The organism is Streptomyces hoynatensis (assembly GCF_003626535.1).
Classification (GTDB): domain Bacteria; phylum Actinomycetota; class Actinomycetes; order Streptomycetales; family Streptomycetaceae; genus Streptomyces; species Streptomyces hoynatensis.
In genome coordinates, this window is the sequence record NZ_RBAL01000024.1 from 78,982 (window position 1) to 95,485 (window position 16,504).

General features: G+C 73.5%; 14 protein-coding genes, 1 tRNA gene and 1 pseudogene. 10 read left to right on the forward strand and 6 right to left on the reverse strand.

Annotated features, from left to right (window positions below; genetic code table 11):
- Nucleotides 1–220 precede the first annotated feature (220 nt).
- Both D7294_RS27740 and D7294_RS27745 read right to left on the reverse strand, forming a co-directional pair.
- Nucleotides 221–481, reverse strand: a complete 261-nt coding sequence (locus D7294_RS27740; protein WP_120684546.1) for a hypothetical protein — start codon at nucleotides 479–481, stop codon at nucleotides 221–223.
- A 158-nt stretch (nucleotides 482–639) separates the two neighbouring features.
- Entirely contained in the window at nucleotides 640–2,172 is a 1,533-nt protein-coding gene (locus tag D7294_RS27745; RefSeq protein ID WP_120684547.1) for an SDR family oxidoreductase, read from the reverse strand.
- A 288-nt stretch (nucleotides 2,173–2,460) separates the two neighbouring features.
- Here D7294_RS27745 and D7294_RS27750 point away from each other — a divergent pair, with 288 nt between their 5' ends.
- Nucleotides 2,461–3,789: a pyridoxal phosphate-dependent aminotransferase gene (locus D7294_RS27750; RefSeq protein WP_120684548.1), complete on the forward strand. Its 1,329-nt coding sequence runs from the start codon at nucleotides 2,461–2,463 to the stop codon at nucleotides 3,787–3,789.
- On the opposite strand, the gene D7294_RS27755 is transcribed toward D7294_RS27750, so the two are convergent.
- Complete coding sequence (locus tag D7294_RS27755) at nucleotides 3,749–4,642, reverse strand: MurR/RpiR family transcriptional regulator (RefSeq protein ID WP_120684549.1); 894 nt, start codon at nucleotides 4,640–4,642, stop codon at nucleotides 3,749–3,751. The genes D7294_RS27750 and D7294_RS27755 overlap by 41 nt on opposite strands.
- Nucleotides 4,643–4,751: 109 nt before the next feature.
- Entirely contained in the window at nucleotides 4,752–5,471 is a 720-nt protein-coding gene (locus tag D7294_RS27760) for a sensor domain-containing protein (RefSeq protein ID WP_241562670.1), read from the reverse strand.
- Nucleotides 5,472–5,792: 321 nt separating this feature from the next.
- Between D7294_RS27760 and D7294_RS27765 the strand changes: the two genes are divergently transcribed.
- Complete coding sequence (locus D7294_RS27765) at nucleotides 5,793–6,824, forward strand: hypothetical protein (RefSeq protein WP_120684551.1); 1,032 nt, start codon at nucleotides 5,793–5,795, stop codon at nucleotides 6,822–6,824.
- 213 nt (nucleotides 6,825–7,037) lie between these two features.
- Here the strand turns inward: D7294_RS27765 and D7294_RS27770 are convergent, their stop codons facing one another.
- Nucleotides 7,038–8,024, reverse strand: a complete 987-nt coding sequence (locus D7294_RS27770) for an AEC family transporter (RefSeq protein ID WP_120684552.1) — start codon at nucleotides 8,022–8,024, stop codon at nucleotides 7,038–7,040.
- A gap of 88 nt (nucleotides 8,025–8,112) precedes the next feature.
- On the opposite strand from D7294_RS27770, the gene D7294_RS33795 reads away from it, so the two are divergent.
- From D7294_RS33795 to D7294_RS27785, 3 genes are all read left to right on the forward strand, one after another.
- Nucleotides 8,113–9,537, forward strand: coding sequence for a M28 family peptidase (locus tag D7294_RS33795; RefSeq protein ID WP_277751122.1), 1,425 nt, complete (start codon nucleotides 8,113–8,115; stop codon nucleotides 9,535–9,537).
- Nucleotides 9,538–9,708: 171 nt separating this feature from the next.
- Nucleotides 9,709–10,005 (forward strand): type II toxin-antitoxin system VapB family antitoxin, encoded by a 297-nt coding sequence (locus D7294_RS27780; protein ID WP_052847392.1) that lies wholly within the window; start codon nucleotides 9,709–9,711, stop codon nucleotides 10,003–10,005.
- Nucleotides 10,006–10,116: 111 nt separating this feature from the next.
- Entirely contained in the window at nucleotides 10,117–10,803 is a 687-nt protein-coding gene (locus D7294_RS27785; RefSeq protein WP_241562671.1) for a LytR C-terminal domain-containing protein, read from the forward strand.
- A gap of 73 nt (nucleotides 10,804–10,876) precedes the next feature.
- Here D7294_RS27785 and upp read toward each other — a convergent pair whose 3' ends face one another.
- On the reverse strand, nucleotides 10,877–11,512 hold the full coding sequence (gene upp, locus D7294_RS27790) for a uracil phosphoribosyltransferase (protein ID WP_120684554.1): 636 nt from the start codon (nucleotides 11,510–11,512) through the stop codon (nucleotides 10,877–10,879).
- Nucleotides 11,513–11,831: 319 nt separating this feature from the next.
- Here upp and D7294_RS27795 point away from each other — a divergent pair, with 319 nt between their 5' ends.
- From D7294_RS27795 to D7294_RS33800, 5 genes and pseudogenes are all read left to right on the forward strand, one after another.
- Complete coding sequence (locus D7294_RS27795) at nucleotides 11,832–12,365, forward strand: tRNA adenosine deaminase-associated protein (protein ID WP_120684555.1); 534 nt, start codon at nucleotides 11,832–11,834, stop codon at nucleotides 12,363–12,365.
- Between the two features lie 88 nt (nucleotides 12,366–12,453).
- Entirely contained in the window at nucleotides 12,454–12,978 is a 525-nt protein-coding gene (gene tadA / locus D7294_RS27800) for a tRNA adenosine(34) deaminase TadA (RefSeq protein ID WP_120684563.1), read from the forward strand.
- A gap of 15 nt (nucleotides 12,979–12,993) precedes the next feature.
- Nucleotides 12,994–13,080: transfer RNA gene (locus D7294_RS27805), tRNA-Ser, on the forward strand.
- 519 nt (nucleotides 13,081–13,599) lie between these two features.
- Nucleotides 13,600–13,668 (forward strand): annotated as a pseudogene (locus tag D7294_RS34060) (hypothetical protein); the annotation flags it as partial.
- A 46-nt stretch (nucleotides 13,669–13,714) separates the two neighbouring features.
- Nucleotides 13,715–14,311: a GntR family transcriptional regulator gene (locus D7294_RS33800; RefSeq protein ID WP_158674707.1), complete on the forward strand. Its 597-nt coding sequence runs from the start codon at nucleotides 13,715–13,717 to the stop codon at nucleotides 14,309–14,311.
- Nucleotides 14,312–16,504 lie beyond the last annotated feature (2,193 nt).

A 16,504-nucleotide genomic window follows, 5' to 3' on the forward strand; every position in this document is an offset into this window, starting at 1 on the left:
CCGGCCGCCCCGACCGCCCACGGCAGCGCCGCGGTTGCCGCCCCCCGCAAAGGCGGAACGGCCACCCGCCGGGCAGCCACGGCGACCGCATCGGAGCCCCGCTGACCGCCCGCGGGCGAGCGACAGCCACCGCCCGGGGCGAACGACAGCCACCGCCCGCGGGCCAACGGCCGTCACCGCCCGGGGCGAACGGCCGTCACCGCCTACGGGCGAGCGGAAGTCACTGCCCGCTGGAGAGCAGCAGTTCCCGCGCGAGCCTGGCGCCACGGGCCGCGCGGCCGTCCGCGGGCTGCTCGTGCGCCGGATCGGTCTCCAGGCCGTCGATGAGGGCGTGCACCGCCTCGGTCAGCATGTCCACCTGCGTCTCCAGCCGCCGCACCCGGCTCACGTCGTCCGGCGCCCGCCCCTCGCCCGCCGCGGCCCCGGCCTCGACGCCCGCCTCATCACTCGCCCCGCCGCCCCGTCCGCTCGCCTGCGTCATGGTGTACTCCCAGCTCCCGTGCCACGGCCACTCCCTCCACACTGACACCACCGGCCACACACGGCAAAACCAGACAAACCACCCGCCCCCCACCGCCCCTCCGCGCCCCCCACCGCCCCCACGCGCCCCCGGTTCCCGCGCGGCGCGCCCCTTCCGGCTCAGTGCGCGGCCGAGGTGGGGGCGGCGGCGTGTGCCGCCAGATCCGCCGCGGCAACCCGTTCCGCCCCGGCGGCGATGTTGCGCACCATCCCGCCGAACACCCAGGCGTGAAACGGCCACAGCGCCCACCAGTACGCGTGCCCGGCCAGCCCGCGCGGCAGGAACAGCGCGCGCTGCCGGTAGACCGTGCGCCCCTCCTCGTCGCGCCCCACGCGCAGTTCCAGCCAGGCGGGCCCCGGCAGCCGCATCTCCGCGCGCAGCCGCAGCAGCCGCCCCGGCTCCAGGGCCTCGACCCGCCAGAAGTCCAGCACGTCCCCGACCCGCAGCCGCTCCGCGTCGCGCCGCCCGCGACGCAGCCCGACCCCGCCGAGGAGGGTGTCGAGCCAGCCGCGCACGGACCAGGCCAGCGGCGAGGAGTACCAGCCCTGACTGCCGCCGATCCGCTCCACCACCCGCCACAACGCCTCCGGCGGCGCGTCGACCGGCCGCGAACGGTCGTCGGCGTAACGGCTGCCGCCGCTCCAGGCCGGGTCACCCGACGCGGGGTCCGCGGGGTGCGCGCGGCGGCGCGACACCCGCTCCCCGGGCACGCGCCGCGGCTCGTCCGAGGCGCGCAACGCCGCCCGCAGCGCCGCGTCGAGCCCGGTCGCGCCCTCGGGCGGCGGCGGCACGAAACGCTCGATGTCCCGCTCGCCGCACACCACTTCGTGCCGGAGCGACTCGACGAGCGGGCGCGCCAGGCTGCCGGGCACCGGGGTGATCAGGCCGACCCACAGGCTGGAGAGCCCGGGCGAGAGGAACGGCAGCGGAACGATCAGCCGCCGCGGCAGCCCGGCCAGCGCGGCATAGCGCCGCATCATCTCCTGGTACGTCACGACGTCGGGGCCGCCGATGTCGAACGCGCGGCTCACGTGGTCGGGCAGCAGCGCGCAGCCGACCAGCAGCCGCAGCACGTCGGCGACCGCGATCGGCTGGACGCGGGTGCGCACCCAGCGCGGGGTCACCATCGCCGGCAGCCGCTCGGTGAGCTGGCGCAGCATCTCGAAGGACGCCGAGCCGGAGCCGATGACGACCGCGGCGCGCAACACGGCCGTCGGCACGCCGGAGGCGAGCAGCAGGTCTCCCACCTCGGCGCGCGAACGCAGGTGCGGGGTGAGCTGCCCCCGCGGCACCCCGGCCGGAACGAGGCCGCCGAGGTAGACCAGGCGGCGTACCCCCGCGGCCCGGGCCCGCTCCCCGAAGGCGAAGGCGGCGCGGCGGTCGCGCTCCTCGAAGCCGGGACCGGCGCCCAGGGCGTGCACGAGGTAGTAGGCCACCTCGATGCCGCGCAGGGCGGCGTCCAGCGAGCCGGGATCGGCGACGTCGGCCCGCACCACCTCCACCCGGTCGGCGAAGGGGCGGTCGCGCAGCTTCTCCGGCGACCTGGCCAGGCAGCGCACCGGGTACCCGGCGGCCAGCAACGCGGGAACCAGCCGACCGCCCAGGTAGCCGGTGGCGCCGGCGACCAGGCAGCGCGGGTGCTCTCGGCTCATCAGTTCGCTCCAGGTCCTGCGGGCCCCCGGGCCTCGCGCCCCCTCCCCTCATGCTTGGCCGCCTCCCCAATGGCCGCAACCGCGGCCCGGCCCCGAACGGCGCCGAGTTCCGCCATGCGCGGGGAACTTCGCGACGTTTCGTAGGGAACTCCGCAACCGCCTCCCGGCAGGATGACCAACGCGCCGCCCACGCCCCCTCCCCCCTCACAAAGCCCTTTGCATATGCCTCTTGTCATGCAATTCTTTTTGCACCAACCGCGGCAGAGCAAACGAAAGAGGTGGCGTGCCATGACCGCGCACTCCGCGACCCTGGCAATCGACGAGGCGGTGCGGGCGAGGTGGGCCGCCGGGCAGCGGGTGCTGCACCTCGGCTTCGGCGAGGCGGGGCTGCCCGTCCCCGAGTCGGTGGTGGAGGTGCTCACCGCCGCCGCCGACCGCAACGGATACGGCCCGGTGGCCGGCTCCCCCGAGGCGCGGGAGGCCGCCGCCGGCTGGTTCGGCAGGCGCGGGCTGCCCACCGAACCCGGCCGGGTGCTGTTCGCGCCTGGCAGCAAGCCACTCCTCTTCGCCCTGCTCGCCACCCTGCCGGGCGACGTGTTCCTGCCCCGGCCGGCCTGGGTCAGCTACGCCGCGCAGAGCGCGCTGGCCGGCAAGCGCGTCATCGGCGTGCCCGTGCCCCCCGAGGCCGGAGGCGTGCCGGACCCGGAACGCCTGCAGGCCGTCCTGCGCACCAGGCGCGGCCCCGGCGTGCTGGTGCTCACCGTGCCGGACAACCCGACGGGCACCGTCGCCAGGCCCGAACACCTCCGCGCCGTCTGCGAACTGGCCGAGCGGCACGGCCTGGCCCTGGTCGCCGACGAGATCTACGCCGAGCTGATCCACGACGGCAGCCGCGCGCCGAGCGCGGCCACCCACCTGCCCGAGCGGACCGTGATCACCACCGGCCTGAGCAAGTCCCTGGCCCTGGGCGGCTGGCGCATCGGCTTCGCCCGGCTCCCCGAAGGCCCCTGGGGCGACGCGGTGCTGGCCGAGCTCAGGGGCGTGGCCAGCGAGGTCTGGTCCAGCCTCGCCGCCCCCATGCAGGCGGTGGCGGCCCACGTGCTCGCCGACCCGCCCGAACTGCTGGCGCACGTCGACGCCGCCCGCCGCCTGCACGCGAAGGTGGCCGCGGCCGTGCACGCGGAACTCCTCGCCGCCGGCGCCACCTGCCGCCGCCCCGAGGCCGGCTTCTACCTGTACCCCGACTTCGAGCCGCACCGCGCCGCCCTGGCCGCCAAGGGCATCGACGGCGGCGCCGCCCTGGCCACCGAACTGCTCGAACGGCACGGCGTCGGCGTGCTCCCCGGTGAGGCGTTCGGCGACGAACCCGGCGCGCTGCGCTGCCGGATGGCCACCAGCCTCCTCTACGGCGAGACGACGGCCGAGCGCCGGCAGGCACTGCGCGCGGAGGACCCGCTGACGCTGCCCTGGGTGGCCGCCGCCCTGGCCGACCTCAGGACCGCCCTCGCCGCGCTGACCTCGCCCACGCCCGGCACCGCCCCCCGCGCCGCGGGCGCCGCCGGCTGCCTCGACGTCCTCAGCGCTCCGACCGCCGGTGCTCTGGGTCGTACACGCTGAACTCCTCCAGCAGCTCCTCCTCCTGCAGCAGCGCCGACCGCACCTCCTGCCCGCGCCGCTGCGCCACCCCCGCGGCCAGGGCCTGCACCAGGGCCGTGAACGCGGAGAGCGAGCGCAGCACCGAGGGACCCGAGGCATCCACGTAGAACACGTGGTGCCCCGAGGCGGCGAGCGGCGAGGATGCGTTGTCCGTGAGCGCCACGCACCGCGCGCCGCGCGCCCGTGCCCAGGAGGAGGCCCGCACCGTGTCCGCCGAGTAGCGGTGGATGGCTATGGCGACGAAACAGTCGCCCTCGCGCACCCGGCGCAGCTCGTCCGTCAGCGTCCCGGCCCCCGCGGTCAGCGTGGTCACGTCCTCGCGCAGCATCCGCAGCAGGTAGCCGAGCAGGTAGGCCGGGGCGTGGCACTTCCGCAGCCCCAGCACGTGCACCCGGGGCGCCTCCGCCAGCACGCCCACCGCCGCGTCCCAGACCGCCCGGTCGATGCGGGCGAAGGTGCGGGCGATGTTGGCCCGGTCCAGCGCGACCGCCCGGTCCAGCAGGTCCCCGCCGTCACTGCTCAGCTGCTCGAGGCTGGTGTAGCGGCGCAGCAACTGTGCCTGCTCACGCAGCCGCTCGCGGCACAGCCGGGTCAGCCCCGGGTAGCCCTCCAGGCCCACGCTGGTGGCGAATCTGACGACGGTCGCCTCGTTGACCCCCACCGCGGCGGCCAGCTCGGACACCGTCATGAAGGCGACGCCTTCCGGGTCGGCGAGCACCCGGTCGGCCAGCATCCGCTGCGAACGCGTCAGCGCGGGCCGGCGCTCCTGGAGCACCGCGAGGAGATCGTCGAAGGTCTGCGGTCCGGTGGCCATGGGGTGGATTCTCCCCCGAGTGGCCGACCTCGGGGGGACCGCCCTCGCCCGGCCCGGGGCGCCGCCCGCCCCTGGCGCCGCCGGCCGCACGCCGCCCCGGGCCCGCGCCTCAGCCGGATATGCCCTGGGCGGAGGCCGCCGGCCGACCGCCCAGCAGGGCACGGGCCAGCGAGGTCTGCAGGGCGGTCAGGCCGCGCAGCATCGGAACCGCCGTGGCCAGCAGCACCACGCCGATCGCCGTGTTGAACGCCACGTCGGGCAGCCTCCCGTCTATCCCGAACATCAGGTCGAGCAGGCCCCCCTCGTCGTCTCGGGGCAGCGGCCAGGACCACGTGGCGTAGAGCAACTCGCCCAGGCCGCCGACGGTCCAGGTGAAAGCCAGGGAGAAGGTCAGGACGCGTATCGGGAACGCGGCCACCAGGTGCGCGAGGTCGCGCCAGGACTGCGCGTCTCCCAGCGCCCCGAGCAGGCGGGCCAGCCCTGACTCGCCCGCCGACGGTATCCGGTACCGGGGCGCCGGGATCGGCCGGCCGGTGACCGCCGCGACCTGGCGGCGCTCGAGGGCAGCGAAGGCCCGGGCCAGGAACAGGGTCCCGACCAGGGCGGGCAGCCCTATCCAGATCAGGAAGGTGCCCACGCCGAAGCAGAGCCCCGTCACCCCGGCCGTGAACGCGGCTATGCCGACCGGCAACCCGCCCAGCAGATAGCCGAGTCGGCGCCAGAACCGCCCGGCGCCGGAGACCTGCCCCGCCTCCCGCCCCGCCGGCGACCCGCTCGCATGTCCCACCGCGGTCTTCCCCGCGGAATCCGCCCATCCCATCGCGCTCATGTCTCAAGCCTGACGTCCGCCAAGCCCCGTTCCCATACCAGCAGCCCCATACTTTTGCTGGGGTTAACCCCACCGCGCACGCCGCCCGGCCACGCGCCCCCCACCCCCGGACCGAGGCGGAACCGGGCCGCAGCCGGGGGGTGTCCCGGACAGCGAGGAGCCAGGCCCCGGCGGCCGCGGGCCGTCGCGGGGCCGGGCCGCCCTGGCCGCCGCCGCGCCCCGTTCGCGGGTCCTGGCCCCGGTGGCCCGGGAGCGCCCCGCCCCGGTCCTTCCCGCGGCTATTCGGATGCGGCCGCTCCCCGCGCGCGGCACGATGTGGCGATGGCGCACGCATCCTCGGCCCACGGCACCGGCGGCGAGCACGACAAGCGGCTCGCCCGCATCCTGGCCGCGGCCGGCGTGCCCGGCCTGCTCGACGCCCTGACCACACGCCTCTCCCCCACCGACCTGCAGACGCTGCTGCTTGAGGTCGCCAGGCGCCGGGCCGCCGCCGTCACCCCGGCCCAGGTGCTTGCCGCCTACGAGCGGAACCGTTTCACCACCCCCTCCGCGCTGCCCGCGGGCGAGTTGGCGCGGCTGGAGGCCCTCGTCCACGAGCGGCTGGACGCCCACGGCTTCACCGGCCTCGCCCTCTCCCCGCTCGCCCCGCTCGGCGCGCACTCGGCGGTGGCCACCGTGGACCAGAACAAGGTGGTGACGACCGTCCGCACCAGCGAGGTCCTCGCGGACTCGACCAACGTCCTGGCCCTGGAGTGCGCCCTGCGCCGCCGCGCCCAGGGCGGCGGGCGCGCCCGCGTGCGCCTGGGCGCGACCGGGCGGATGGTGCGCGCCCAGGCGTTGGCGGCGCCGGGCATGGCCGCGCACTTCGCGCTGCTCGGCCTCTGCACGGCGGGCCGGGACGAGGGGTCGTTCCGCTTCGAGACCGCCACCCTGCGCGAGCACCTGCGCCTGCACCTCGACCTGCTGGCGGCGGCCCGCGGCCTCGGCATCCGCCTCGCCGGGGTGCGTGTCGGCCTGACCGACCTGACCGGCGGGGTCCACCGCGCCGCCCTGCGGGACGCGGTGCTCGGCCCGCTGGCGGAGGAACATCCCCGGGTTGACTTCTCGTTCGACGACGGCCGGGCGCACGGCCGCGGCTATTACACCGGCGCGTGCTTCGAGCTCCACGGCACGCCACCCGGCGGCGCCGAGTTCGCCTTCGCCGACGGCGGCTTCGTCACCTGGACGGCCGGCCTGCTGAGCAACGCCAAGGAACGGCTCCTCATCAGCGGCCTCGGACTCGAACGCCTGGCAGCCGGGTTCCGCGAGGACCCGGCGCACCCGCCGAACTCCGCGCCCCACGAGGCCACCTGACCCCACGCGAGCCCCCGAACGCTCCGGCGCACCACCCGCGCCATCCGCACCACCCGCGCCATCCGCACCACCCGCGCTACCCGCACCACCCGCGCTCGAAGCGTGCGCCCCGCCCGGCCCGAGCGCCCCGGCCCCCGCCGCCACCCGGCCCACAACCCCGCCCGTACCCCCGCCCCGTACCCCGGACCACACCCCCGACCCCGGCCCCGCCGCTCAGCCGAGCAGGGCGGCCGTCACCGTGAGGACCGGGACCGACAGGGCCGTGGACAGCAGGATCGACTCCCGGGCCAGTCGCGTGCCGGTGGCGTAGCGGGAGGCGTAGGTGAAGAGGTTCTGGGCGGCGGGCAGGGCGGCGATCACCACGACGTTCAGCCGGTCCGCGGCACCCAGGGGGAACAGGGTCACCGTGAGGAGCCAGGCCACCGCGGGCTGGACCACCGACTTCAGCAGCACGGAGAGCAGCACCTGGGACCGCTCCGGGCCGCGCCCCGGCACCGCCGAGCCGCGCAGCGAGATGCCGAAGGCGAGCAGGACGGCGGGCACCGCCATGTTGCCCACGAGCGTGACCGGTTCCAGCAGCGTGTGGGGCACGGTGAGCCCGCAGGCGGCGACGGAGACCCCGCCGAGGGAGCCGAGGACGACCGGGTTGCGGAACGGCGTGACCAGCCGCCGCGCCACCCCCGCCCAGCGCCCCTCCGCCCCGGATTCGGCCCCGGACCGGTCCCCGGACTCCGCCCCGGCCGCAGAGGCGGACGCCGGCTCGGCGGCCAGGTCGAGAGCGGTGAGGGCCACGGGCGTCAGCACCAGTTGCTGGAAGAGCAGCACGGGCGCCACCACGGAGGCGTCGTGGAGCACGTAGACGGCGATCGGGATGCCGAGGTTGCCCGCGTTGACGTAGCCGGAGCACAGGGCGCCCACCGTGCTCGGCCCCACGCCCCAGCCGCGGGCGGCGCCGAAGGCGAGGAACGCGCCGACGACGGCCAGGGTGCTGAGTGCGGAGACCAGCAGGGAGGAGGAGACGATCGCGGAGAGGTCGGCCCGCGAGAGCGTGACGAACAGCAGCGCGGGCGTCGCGACGTGGAAGGCGAGCCGGGTGAGGACCTCCCGGCCGTTCTCCCCGAGCGAACCGCGGCGGCCGAGCACGTATCCGGTGGCGATGACGCCGGCGATGATCGCGAAGCCGCTGATCACCCCACCCATGTCTCGAACTCTTGACCGCATCGAGGGCGAGGTCAAACCGATCTTGCATTCCGAGATTCGGGCAAAACCTAAGCTATCGTCACATTTTGTGACAGTAATTTCTGCCCTGCTCCTGGCCACCGTGACCACACTCACCTCGCCCACGCCCCTGCCCCAGGCCCCCGCTCCTGGCGCCGCCCCCGCCCCGGCCGGGCACCTGGAACGGGCCCTCGTCGCCGCCACCACCGCCGAGGGCGCCACCCGGCACCTCGCCGCCCTCCAGCGGATCGCCGACGGCGCCGGGGGCAGCCGCGCCGCGGGCACCCCGGGCCACGAGCGCTCCGCGCGCTACGCGGGGCGGCTGCTCGAGGCGGCCGGATACGACGTCACCTACCAGCGCTTCGACTTCGACCACCGCGAGCCGGTGGCCGAGCGGCTGACCCAGCTCACCCCGCGGGAACGCGCCCTCCCGATCCGGCTGATGACGTACACCGCCAGCACCCCCGAGGGCGGCGTCGAGGCCCCCCTGGCCGACGCGGGCGACGGCTGCGAGAGCGGCGACTTCCCCGAGGGCGCGTTCCGGGGGCGCATCGCGCTCATCGAGCGCGGGGAGTGCACCTTCGCGCGGAAGGCGGCCAACGCCGCCGCGGCGGGCGCCGTCGGCGCCGTGGTGCGCAACAACGTGCCGGGCGCCCTCTCCGGCACCCTGGATGCCGACTCCCCGGCCGGCATCCCGGTCGGCGGCATCGGCCAGGAGGACGGCGCGGAGCTGCACCAGGCGCTCGCGGACGGGAGCGAGGTGCGGGTCAGGCTGGAGCTCAGGGAACGCTCCGAGCGCCGCACGACCACCAACGTCCTCGCCGACTCGCCCGGCGGTGACCCCTCCCGCACGGTGCTGGTCGGCGCCCACCTCGACTCGGTTCCCGAGGGCCCCGGCATCAACGACAACGGCTCGGGTGCCGCGGGCGTGCTGGAGACCGCGCTGCGGCTGGCGGCCGTGGACCCGGCCGGCCGGCACGGCAACCGGGTGCGGTTCGCGCTGTGGTCGGCCGAGGAGGAGGGCCTCCTCGGCTCGAAGCACTACGTGGCCGGGCTCTCCGCGGCGGAGCGTTCCGACGTGGCCCTCTACCTGAACTTCGACATGATCGGCTCACCCAACCACGGCATCTTCGTCTACGCCGCCGACCCCGACGCCGACCCGGCGCGCTCGGCCGCCGTCAGCGAGGACCTCACCGCCTTCCTGCGCGCCCGGGGCGACTCCCCCGCGCCCGCCCGGTTCGACGGCCGCAGCGACTACGCCCCCTTCCTGGCCGCCGGCATCCCGGCCGGCGGGGCGTACACCGGCGCGGAGGGCATCAAGACCGAGGCGCAGGCCGAAGCCTGGGGCGGCACCCCGGGCGCCCCCTTCGACCCCTGCTACCACGCGGCCTGCGACGACCACGGCAACATCGGCGCCGAGGCCCTCGAAGCCGGGGTCAAGCTGATCGCGCACGCCGTCGGCAGCTACGCCGAGCGCCTGCCCGCCGCCCACTGAGCCCGTCGCCGCCGGGCCCCGGCCCCGGGGGTGGCCCGCGCCCGCCGCGTGCCCTCGACCGGCGCCGGCCAGGAGGGAGCGCCCCCGGCCGACGGTGACCGGCGACGGCGCTCGGCAACGGACGATGCCGCGAGGCTGCGTGGAAAGGGCCGCGCCCGGTAGGCTCTCCGTGTGATCTTCAAGCGCATCGGCAACGGACGACCGTATCCTGACCACGGCCGGGACAACACCCGGCAGTGGGCAGACGTCGCGCCGCGCCCGGTCCGCCTCGACCAGTTGATCACCACGAAGCAGCAGCTCGACCTCGAGACGCTCCTCGCCGAGGACTCCACCTTCTACGGAGACCTGTTCGCCCACGTCGTCAAGTGGCAGGGCGATCTGTACCTGGAGGACGGGCTGCACCGGGCGGTGCGCGCCGCGCTTCAGCAGCGCCAGGTCCTGCACGCCCGCGTGCTCGAACTGGGCTGACACGCCCCACGAGACCGCGCGAGCGGCGTGCGGTGGCCCGTTCGGGGCCGCGCGCACCATTCAGCTGATCATTTATTGGGCACCCGGCGTTCGCGTGGCTACGCTGCGGCCATGAGCATGCTGACGCCTCCGGGCCTGGGCGGCAAGAAGTTCCGCGTCACAGGCGATGTGTATCCCAGGATGCGGCCCCCGCGCCGCCGTCGGCGTGCCATCCTCGCCGCGCTCACCACGCTCGTCCTGCTCGGCCTGCTGGGCTACGGGACCCTCGAACTCGTCGACGTCTTCTCCGGGGACGAGGACTCCTCCGAGGCCAGGGCCGGGCAGGTCGCCGAGAAGCAGGACTGCCCGGGCGCGCCCCCCGCGCGCGCCGATCTGCCCGAGCCCTCCGCCATCACCGTCAACGTGTACAACGCGACCCAGCGCCAGGGCCTGGCCCAGGACACCGCGGACGCGCTGGCCGAACGCGGCTTCACCATCGGCGAGGTGGCCAACGCGCCCGCGAGCCTGGACGGCAAGGTCTCGGCCCCCGCCCTGCTGCTCGGCGGCGCGGCGGCCGAACGCTCCGGCGCGCTCACCGTGCTCGGCACCCAGCTCGAGGGCGCGGACACCGGCGCCCCGCAGCCCGGCGGCCACGGCGACGAACCCGACACCGTGGACTTCGTCATCGGCGACGGTTTCACCCGGCTGAGCCCGGCCGGCGAGTCCGCCCGCCGCCTCGCCGAGCTGAGCGGTCAGGAGGCGTCGCCCTCCGGCGACCCGTCCGGCTCCGCGAGCGCCTCGGAGTCCCCCGCCTGCTGAACCCGCGGCCCCGCCCCGGGCGAGACGGCACCGGCCGGGCCGGACGGCGCGGCCAGCGGTGCCGGCGCGGCGCTCAGGACACCGTCCCGTACATCCGGTCGCCGGCGTCCCCGAGCCCCGGCACGATGAACCCCCGCTCGTTCAGCCCCTCGTCGAGCGCCCCGGTGACCACCGTCACGGGAGCGTCGGCCAGCTCGGCCTCCAGCCGCTCCACGCCCTCGGGCGCCGCGAGCAGGCAGAGGGCCGTCACGTCGTCGGCCCCGCGCCGTATCAGCTCCTTGATGCTCGCCACGAGCGTGCCGCCGGTGGCCAGCATCGGGTCGAGCACGTAGACCTGGCGGCCGGACAGGTCCTCCGGCATGCGGTTGGCATAGGTGGTGGCCTGCAGCGTCTCCTCGTCGCGCACCAGGCCGAGGAACCCCACCTCGGCGGTGGGCAGCAACCGCACCATGCCGTCGAGCATGCCGAGACCGGCCCGTATGATCGGCACCACCAGCGGTCGGGGATGGGAGAGCCGCACGCCGGTGGTCTTGGCCACCGGCGTGGCGATGTCCACCAGTTCGGTGCGCACATCGCGGGTCGCCTCGTAAGCCAGCAAGGTGACCAGCTCGTCGGCCAGCCGCCGGAACGTCGGGGAGTCGGTACGCGCATCGCGCAGCGTGGTCAGCTTGTGCGCCACCAGCGGGTGGTCGACGACATGGGTCCGCATGCGTGCGACAGTATCGAACGCCTCCGGCACTCCGGCACTGACCGGCGTCTTTCCTGGTGTTTCCCGGTGTTTCCCGACGTGGACCCCGGTGGACAAAGGGCGGCGGCGACATGGAGAGTGGTGCGTGGAGGGACACCTCGAAGGACCTCGAAGGAACAGCCCATGCCCGAACGCCAACCGTGCCGCGACTGTCACGTCCGCCTGCGCTGGGCGCAGCGCGCGCGGACATTCCATTGGTGAACTGCCGAGTTACCCGACAGCTCACCCCTTTTCTGCCACGATGCACGTGGCACTGCCAAACCGAGTGGGGAGAGTCACGGTGTACTTCACCGCACTGCTCGCGCGGACCGATGATGGTTGGGAAGCGAGTGATACAGAGCTCGACGACGTGGAGAGTCTGGACGAGCTGGCCGAGTTGGCCCGCGCGGCCGCTCCTGATGACGAGACGGTTCTCGTCTGCATCGAGCAGGAAGGCGCCTGGTTCGGCCTCGTCCGCGTGGACGGCGAGGACGACCCGCGCGTCTTCATCTCCGACGCCGCACGCGCGATGCGCAGCGCGTACGGCGAGATCCTGCTCACCGATGAGCTGCTCGGCCGTGAGCCGGAGGACACCGACGTCCTCGAGCAGCTCGTGGACCTCGACGGCGCCGAGGACGCCGAAGAGGACGAGGCCGAAGACCGTGACGACACCGGCAGCGCCGACGCGGTGCCGCGGGGGCCGATCGGCGAGGCCGACATCCTGGGGGACCTCGGCATCGATGCCGGCACCGTGCTGAAGCTCACCCCGGACGACGCGCTGAGCGAGATCGCCGAGGCGCTGGGTTGCGCGGACGTGCTCGAGGCGGTCAGGTGACGGCCCTGACGCCGCCGTGACCGAGGCAGAACGCGCCGCCGGCGACCCGGCGGTGCCCGACCCGCTGCGCGATCCGTGGCGGCCCGCGATGCGCGAGGCGCTCGCCCAGGCCGCCACGGCGCCTGAAACGGGAGACGTGCCGGTCGGAGCCGTCCTGCTCGGCCCGGGAGGTGCGAGCGGCGTGCCGCTCGGCCTCGGCCGCAACGAGCGCGAGGCGACGGGTGACCCGACCGCGCACGCCGAGATCGTGGCCCTGCGCGCCGCGGCCAGGCGGCTTGGCGACTGGCGGCTGTCCGGCTGCACGCTGGTCGTCACGCTCGAACCCTGCACGATGTGCGCCGGGGCGATCGTCCTGGCCCGGGTCGACCGGGTCGTCTACGGGGCGGCCGACCCCAAGGCCGGAGCGGCCGGCTCGCTGTGGGACGTGGTGCGCGACCGGCGGCTCAACCACCGTCCCGAGGTGATCGGCGCGGTCCTGGCGGAGGACTGCGGCCGCCTGCTCACCGACTTCTTCCGTGCCCCGGCCGCGCCCCCACCCGCGGCCGGTGCCACGCCCGGCCCCGATCCCCGCCCCCGGCACCGCACATCCGGTTCGGCCCAGGGCCGCCGGTGAGATAGGCTTCCTCCCGGTAGCGTGTCCGAGCGGCCGAAGGAGCTCGCCTCGAAAGCGAGTGTGGGGGCAACTCCACCGAGGGTTCAAATCCCTCCGCTACCGCGTGAGCAGGACAGGCAAGAGGGCGGGTCCCACGGGACCCGCCCTCTTGCCGTGTGTGCGTCTCACTTCCCGTCTCAGTTCAGTGCTTGCCTGCACAGACCGTCTCTGAGCGACCGACCACGCCGCTCGTTGTTGCGTACGTCACCCGAGAGCATGGGGGCAGCGTTCCCCTGACGGGCCACCAGACAACCTTGTCTCGCGGTGCCGTCCGGCGCTTATGGAACCTCCGCGTGGCTTGGCTCACATCTCGCGACCACAAGCCCCGAGGGCAGCGCCGCAGGCGGGAGCGTCCAGTCTCGGAAGATCGCCGCAGGCGAAAGCGCCCAGACTGGGAGAAGCGGTCGGCTATCGTCAATCTTGCACGTCTCGGCTACGAGATGCTGCACGATTGGCTCACGCCTCATCCCCGCACGTGCGCGCTGCTTCCGCTACAACGGCCGCCCGCTCCCCCTCCACACCGCATGTCCTGCGCGCGTTCCTCGACAACGTCCCCCTGCGGCCGGAGAGGTGAGTGACGTCATGGCCAACCGCTACGAGCCCATCGCGGAAGACCTCCGCCGCCAGATCAGGACGGGGGCGCTGGCACCCGGCTCGCGCCTGCCGGCCGAGGATGCCCTTGCCGAACGCTACGGGGGTGGGCCGCCCCACCCTGCGGCAGGCCCTCGGCGTCCTCCAGGCCGAAGGGCTACTCGACAAGCGCCACGGCATCGGCAACGTCGTCCGCGCCCCACACCAGCGCATCGGCTACACCAGCACGCCGGGCCTCGTCCCCACGCCCCCGGCAAGCGTGGAGACCGAGGTGAAGGTCCGCGAAGTCCCGGCGCGCCGGTCCCTCGCCAGGCTGCTGAAGGTGCCCCAGGGAACGCCCCTGGTCGAGACGGTCTTCGTCAGCCAGCAGCGCGGCAGCACCCCGCACAGCATCACCACCACTTACACCCCCGCCGCCCTCCTCCCGCGCGACGGCCGGCACCCCGAACCGGAACCCTGCCCTTGGGGCACCGACACCCGCACCCGCCTGAGCGCCGCAGGAACCCGCCTGGCCCTGTCCGTCGAACGCGTCACAGCGCGCCCACCGACGTCGGCCGAGGCGGAGACGCTGCGCATCGCCCTGGGCGTGCCGGTCCTGTCCATCGAGCGCGCCACCACCGACACCACCGGCCGCGTGGTCGAGATCGCCTACCTGACCCTCTCAGGCGACCGCACCGAAGCCCTCTACACCACCACCCACTGACACCGGGCACCCCGCCCACTCACCCCGGGAGGCTGCAACACCCCACCGCGTCCCACCTGTCCCACTGTCCCGAACGCGCCGACGCTCACGGGGCAGAGGCCGGACGCGCCCCGGGTGTTGCAGCCTCCCCCATCACCACAGCCGCGAAGGGCTGGACACCCGATGCCCAACCCCACGCCCCGGCTCCTGACGTGGGGCCCGAAGAACCTCCCCGTCCCGTATGCCGCCCGCTGGAGCAACGAAAATCCCGCAACCAGGGGGCGCGTTGACCATCCGCCCGGACGGAACCGGCCTGGCCTACGAGGACGAAGTCCCCCAGGACCGCGACCGCCACGGCGTCCTGTGGGCCCGCATCACCGAGGCTCAAGGGGAGGGACATCCCGACTTCCGCGTCATGCACAGCGCCCGGCAACGCCAGGCCATGTTCCACCTGCTGTGCCAAGTCTGCGGCCACCCCGCCGGCCGCACCGCGCAAGGCTGGCTCTTCCTCATGCGCCAACCCGAGTCGGCCGACGAAACCCCCGCCTGGCCCGAAGGCATGCTCTGCACCAAACCCCCGAACGCTACGCCCCGCTCGCCCTGCGCCACTGCCCCCACCTGGCCGAACCCGTCCTCATCCGCTCCCGCAAACCCCGCGTCTGGGGCACCTTCGGCGGCCTCTTCACCCCCGACCCAGCCCAAAAGCCTGAGAAGCGCACCACCACCATTGCCCGCCGCGACCTGCGACTTGCGCTCGAACGGCTCTTCAGCGCGGCATCGGCTAGGAGTAGACCGCGGGCGACGAACTGGCTGCCCTCTAAGCGAAATGCGGAAGTCGCCGGCACGGGAGTAATAACCTTTTCAGGCCTTCAAAGTGAAGCGCTACCGGCGCGACGCCCGGCCCCTGACTGGAAATTTCTTGGCACTACCACCTCAGGCGCCCCCTCCTTGTGACAATCTCCGGCAAGTGCGATTTCGCCTCCTGCTCGCCATCGACAGATAAGACAGAGAAAATGACGGAACGCACGAAACCTCCATCACCACACAAGGAAACCCCAGCGGCGACATGGAACGACGTAAGGGCGTTTGGTTATCAGCCTGTATACTATGGCCCCGCCATACCAGAAGAACACCTTCAACAGCCACCAGCACAGCCATAGTTCGATGACGAGGCAGTACCAGAGGAGGGTAAAGATCGCCGTGACACAGCCCGCCCCACCCCGGCCGCCACTTCCTCCTCGGGCACGCCTCGAACCGCCGATGCGCCCACCAACCGAGAACGGGCCAGGTAGAGGAATACGCCAGTTAAATCCCACTGAATCCCCCTTAATGTTTCACGCCCAGAACGTCGCAAGAATAGCCCGCTTGCCGAATCTCCCATAATTCGAAGACATGGAAGATGCTGAAGCACCTAGGAACCAGCCAGCGTCTCAGTCGGGCTTCACGTCCCTCGGTTTGCACGCAAGACGAGCATGACCAACCTGGGATACCAGGAACTCTGTCGGGTACACGTGACTGGCTCTCGTCGACACTCGGCTGGGCCACCGCGGTACTCCTCCGCAACCGCGAGGATGCCGGTCGCACCCCGGCTCACCATCCCCGCCATAGGTTGTAGCGGATGGCCGTAGTCAGATACGCCACGAGGGATGCCAGTCCTGGGAACATCAAGAACCCTGCGATCGACAAGGGGCCCCTGGCCGGGGAGTCCTCACCTACCACGAGGTAGGCCACAAAACACGGAAGGCTTACTCCAAGCAAGGCAAGTGTCCAGTTACGGCGGGCAGACAGCTTCTTGCGCCAAGCGGCGTTCTCATTCCGCCACCGAATCGCCGGCTGTTCCTCCAAGGCCCGCTGAATCCGTACGGCATGTTCTGCCGCCGCGGCCCGTGCCGCATCCTCCTGCGCCCACTGCACTTCAGCCCTCCCTACCTTGTTGATCGGGATGAGCGAGCCATTCGTAGGGTTGGCTCACCCAGGGGGCCCGGGTGTGGCTTTCAGCTCTCTGCCGTCCGTGGCTGACTGCGATTCGCCGCCGGGCCCCCACGACGACTCGGCTGCTCATTAGGAATTGCGGCACTGATCGCTCAGTAGGGACTCGACAGCGAGGTCGTCCGTGGTACCTGTACGAACACGACCTGTGGAGAGGCGAGTGACAGCGATCTGGGCCGGCATCGACGCCGGAAAGACCCACCACCACTGCGTGGTGATCGACGA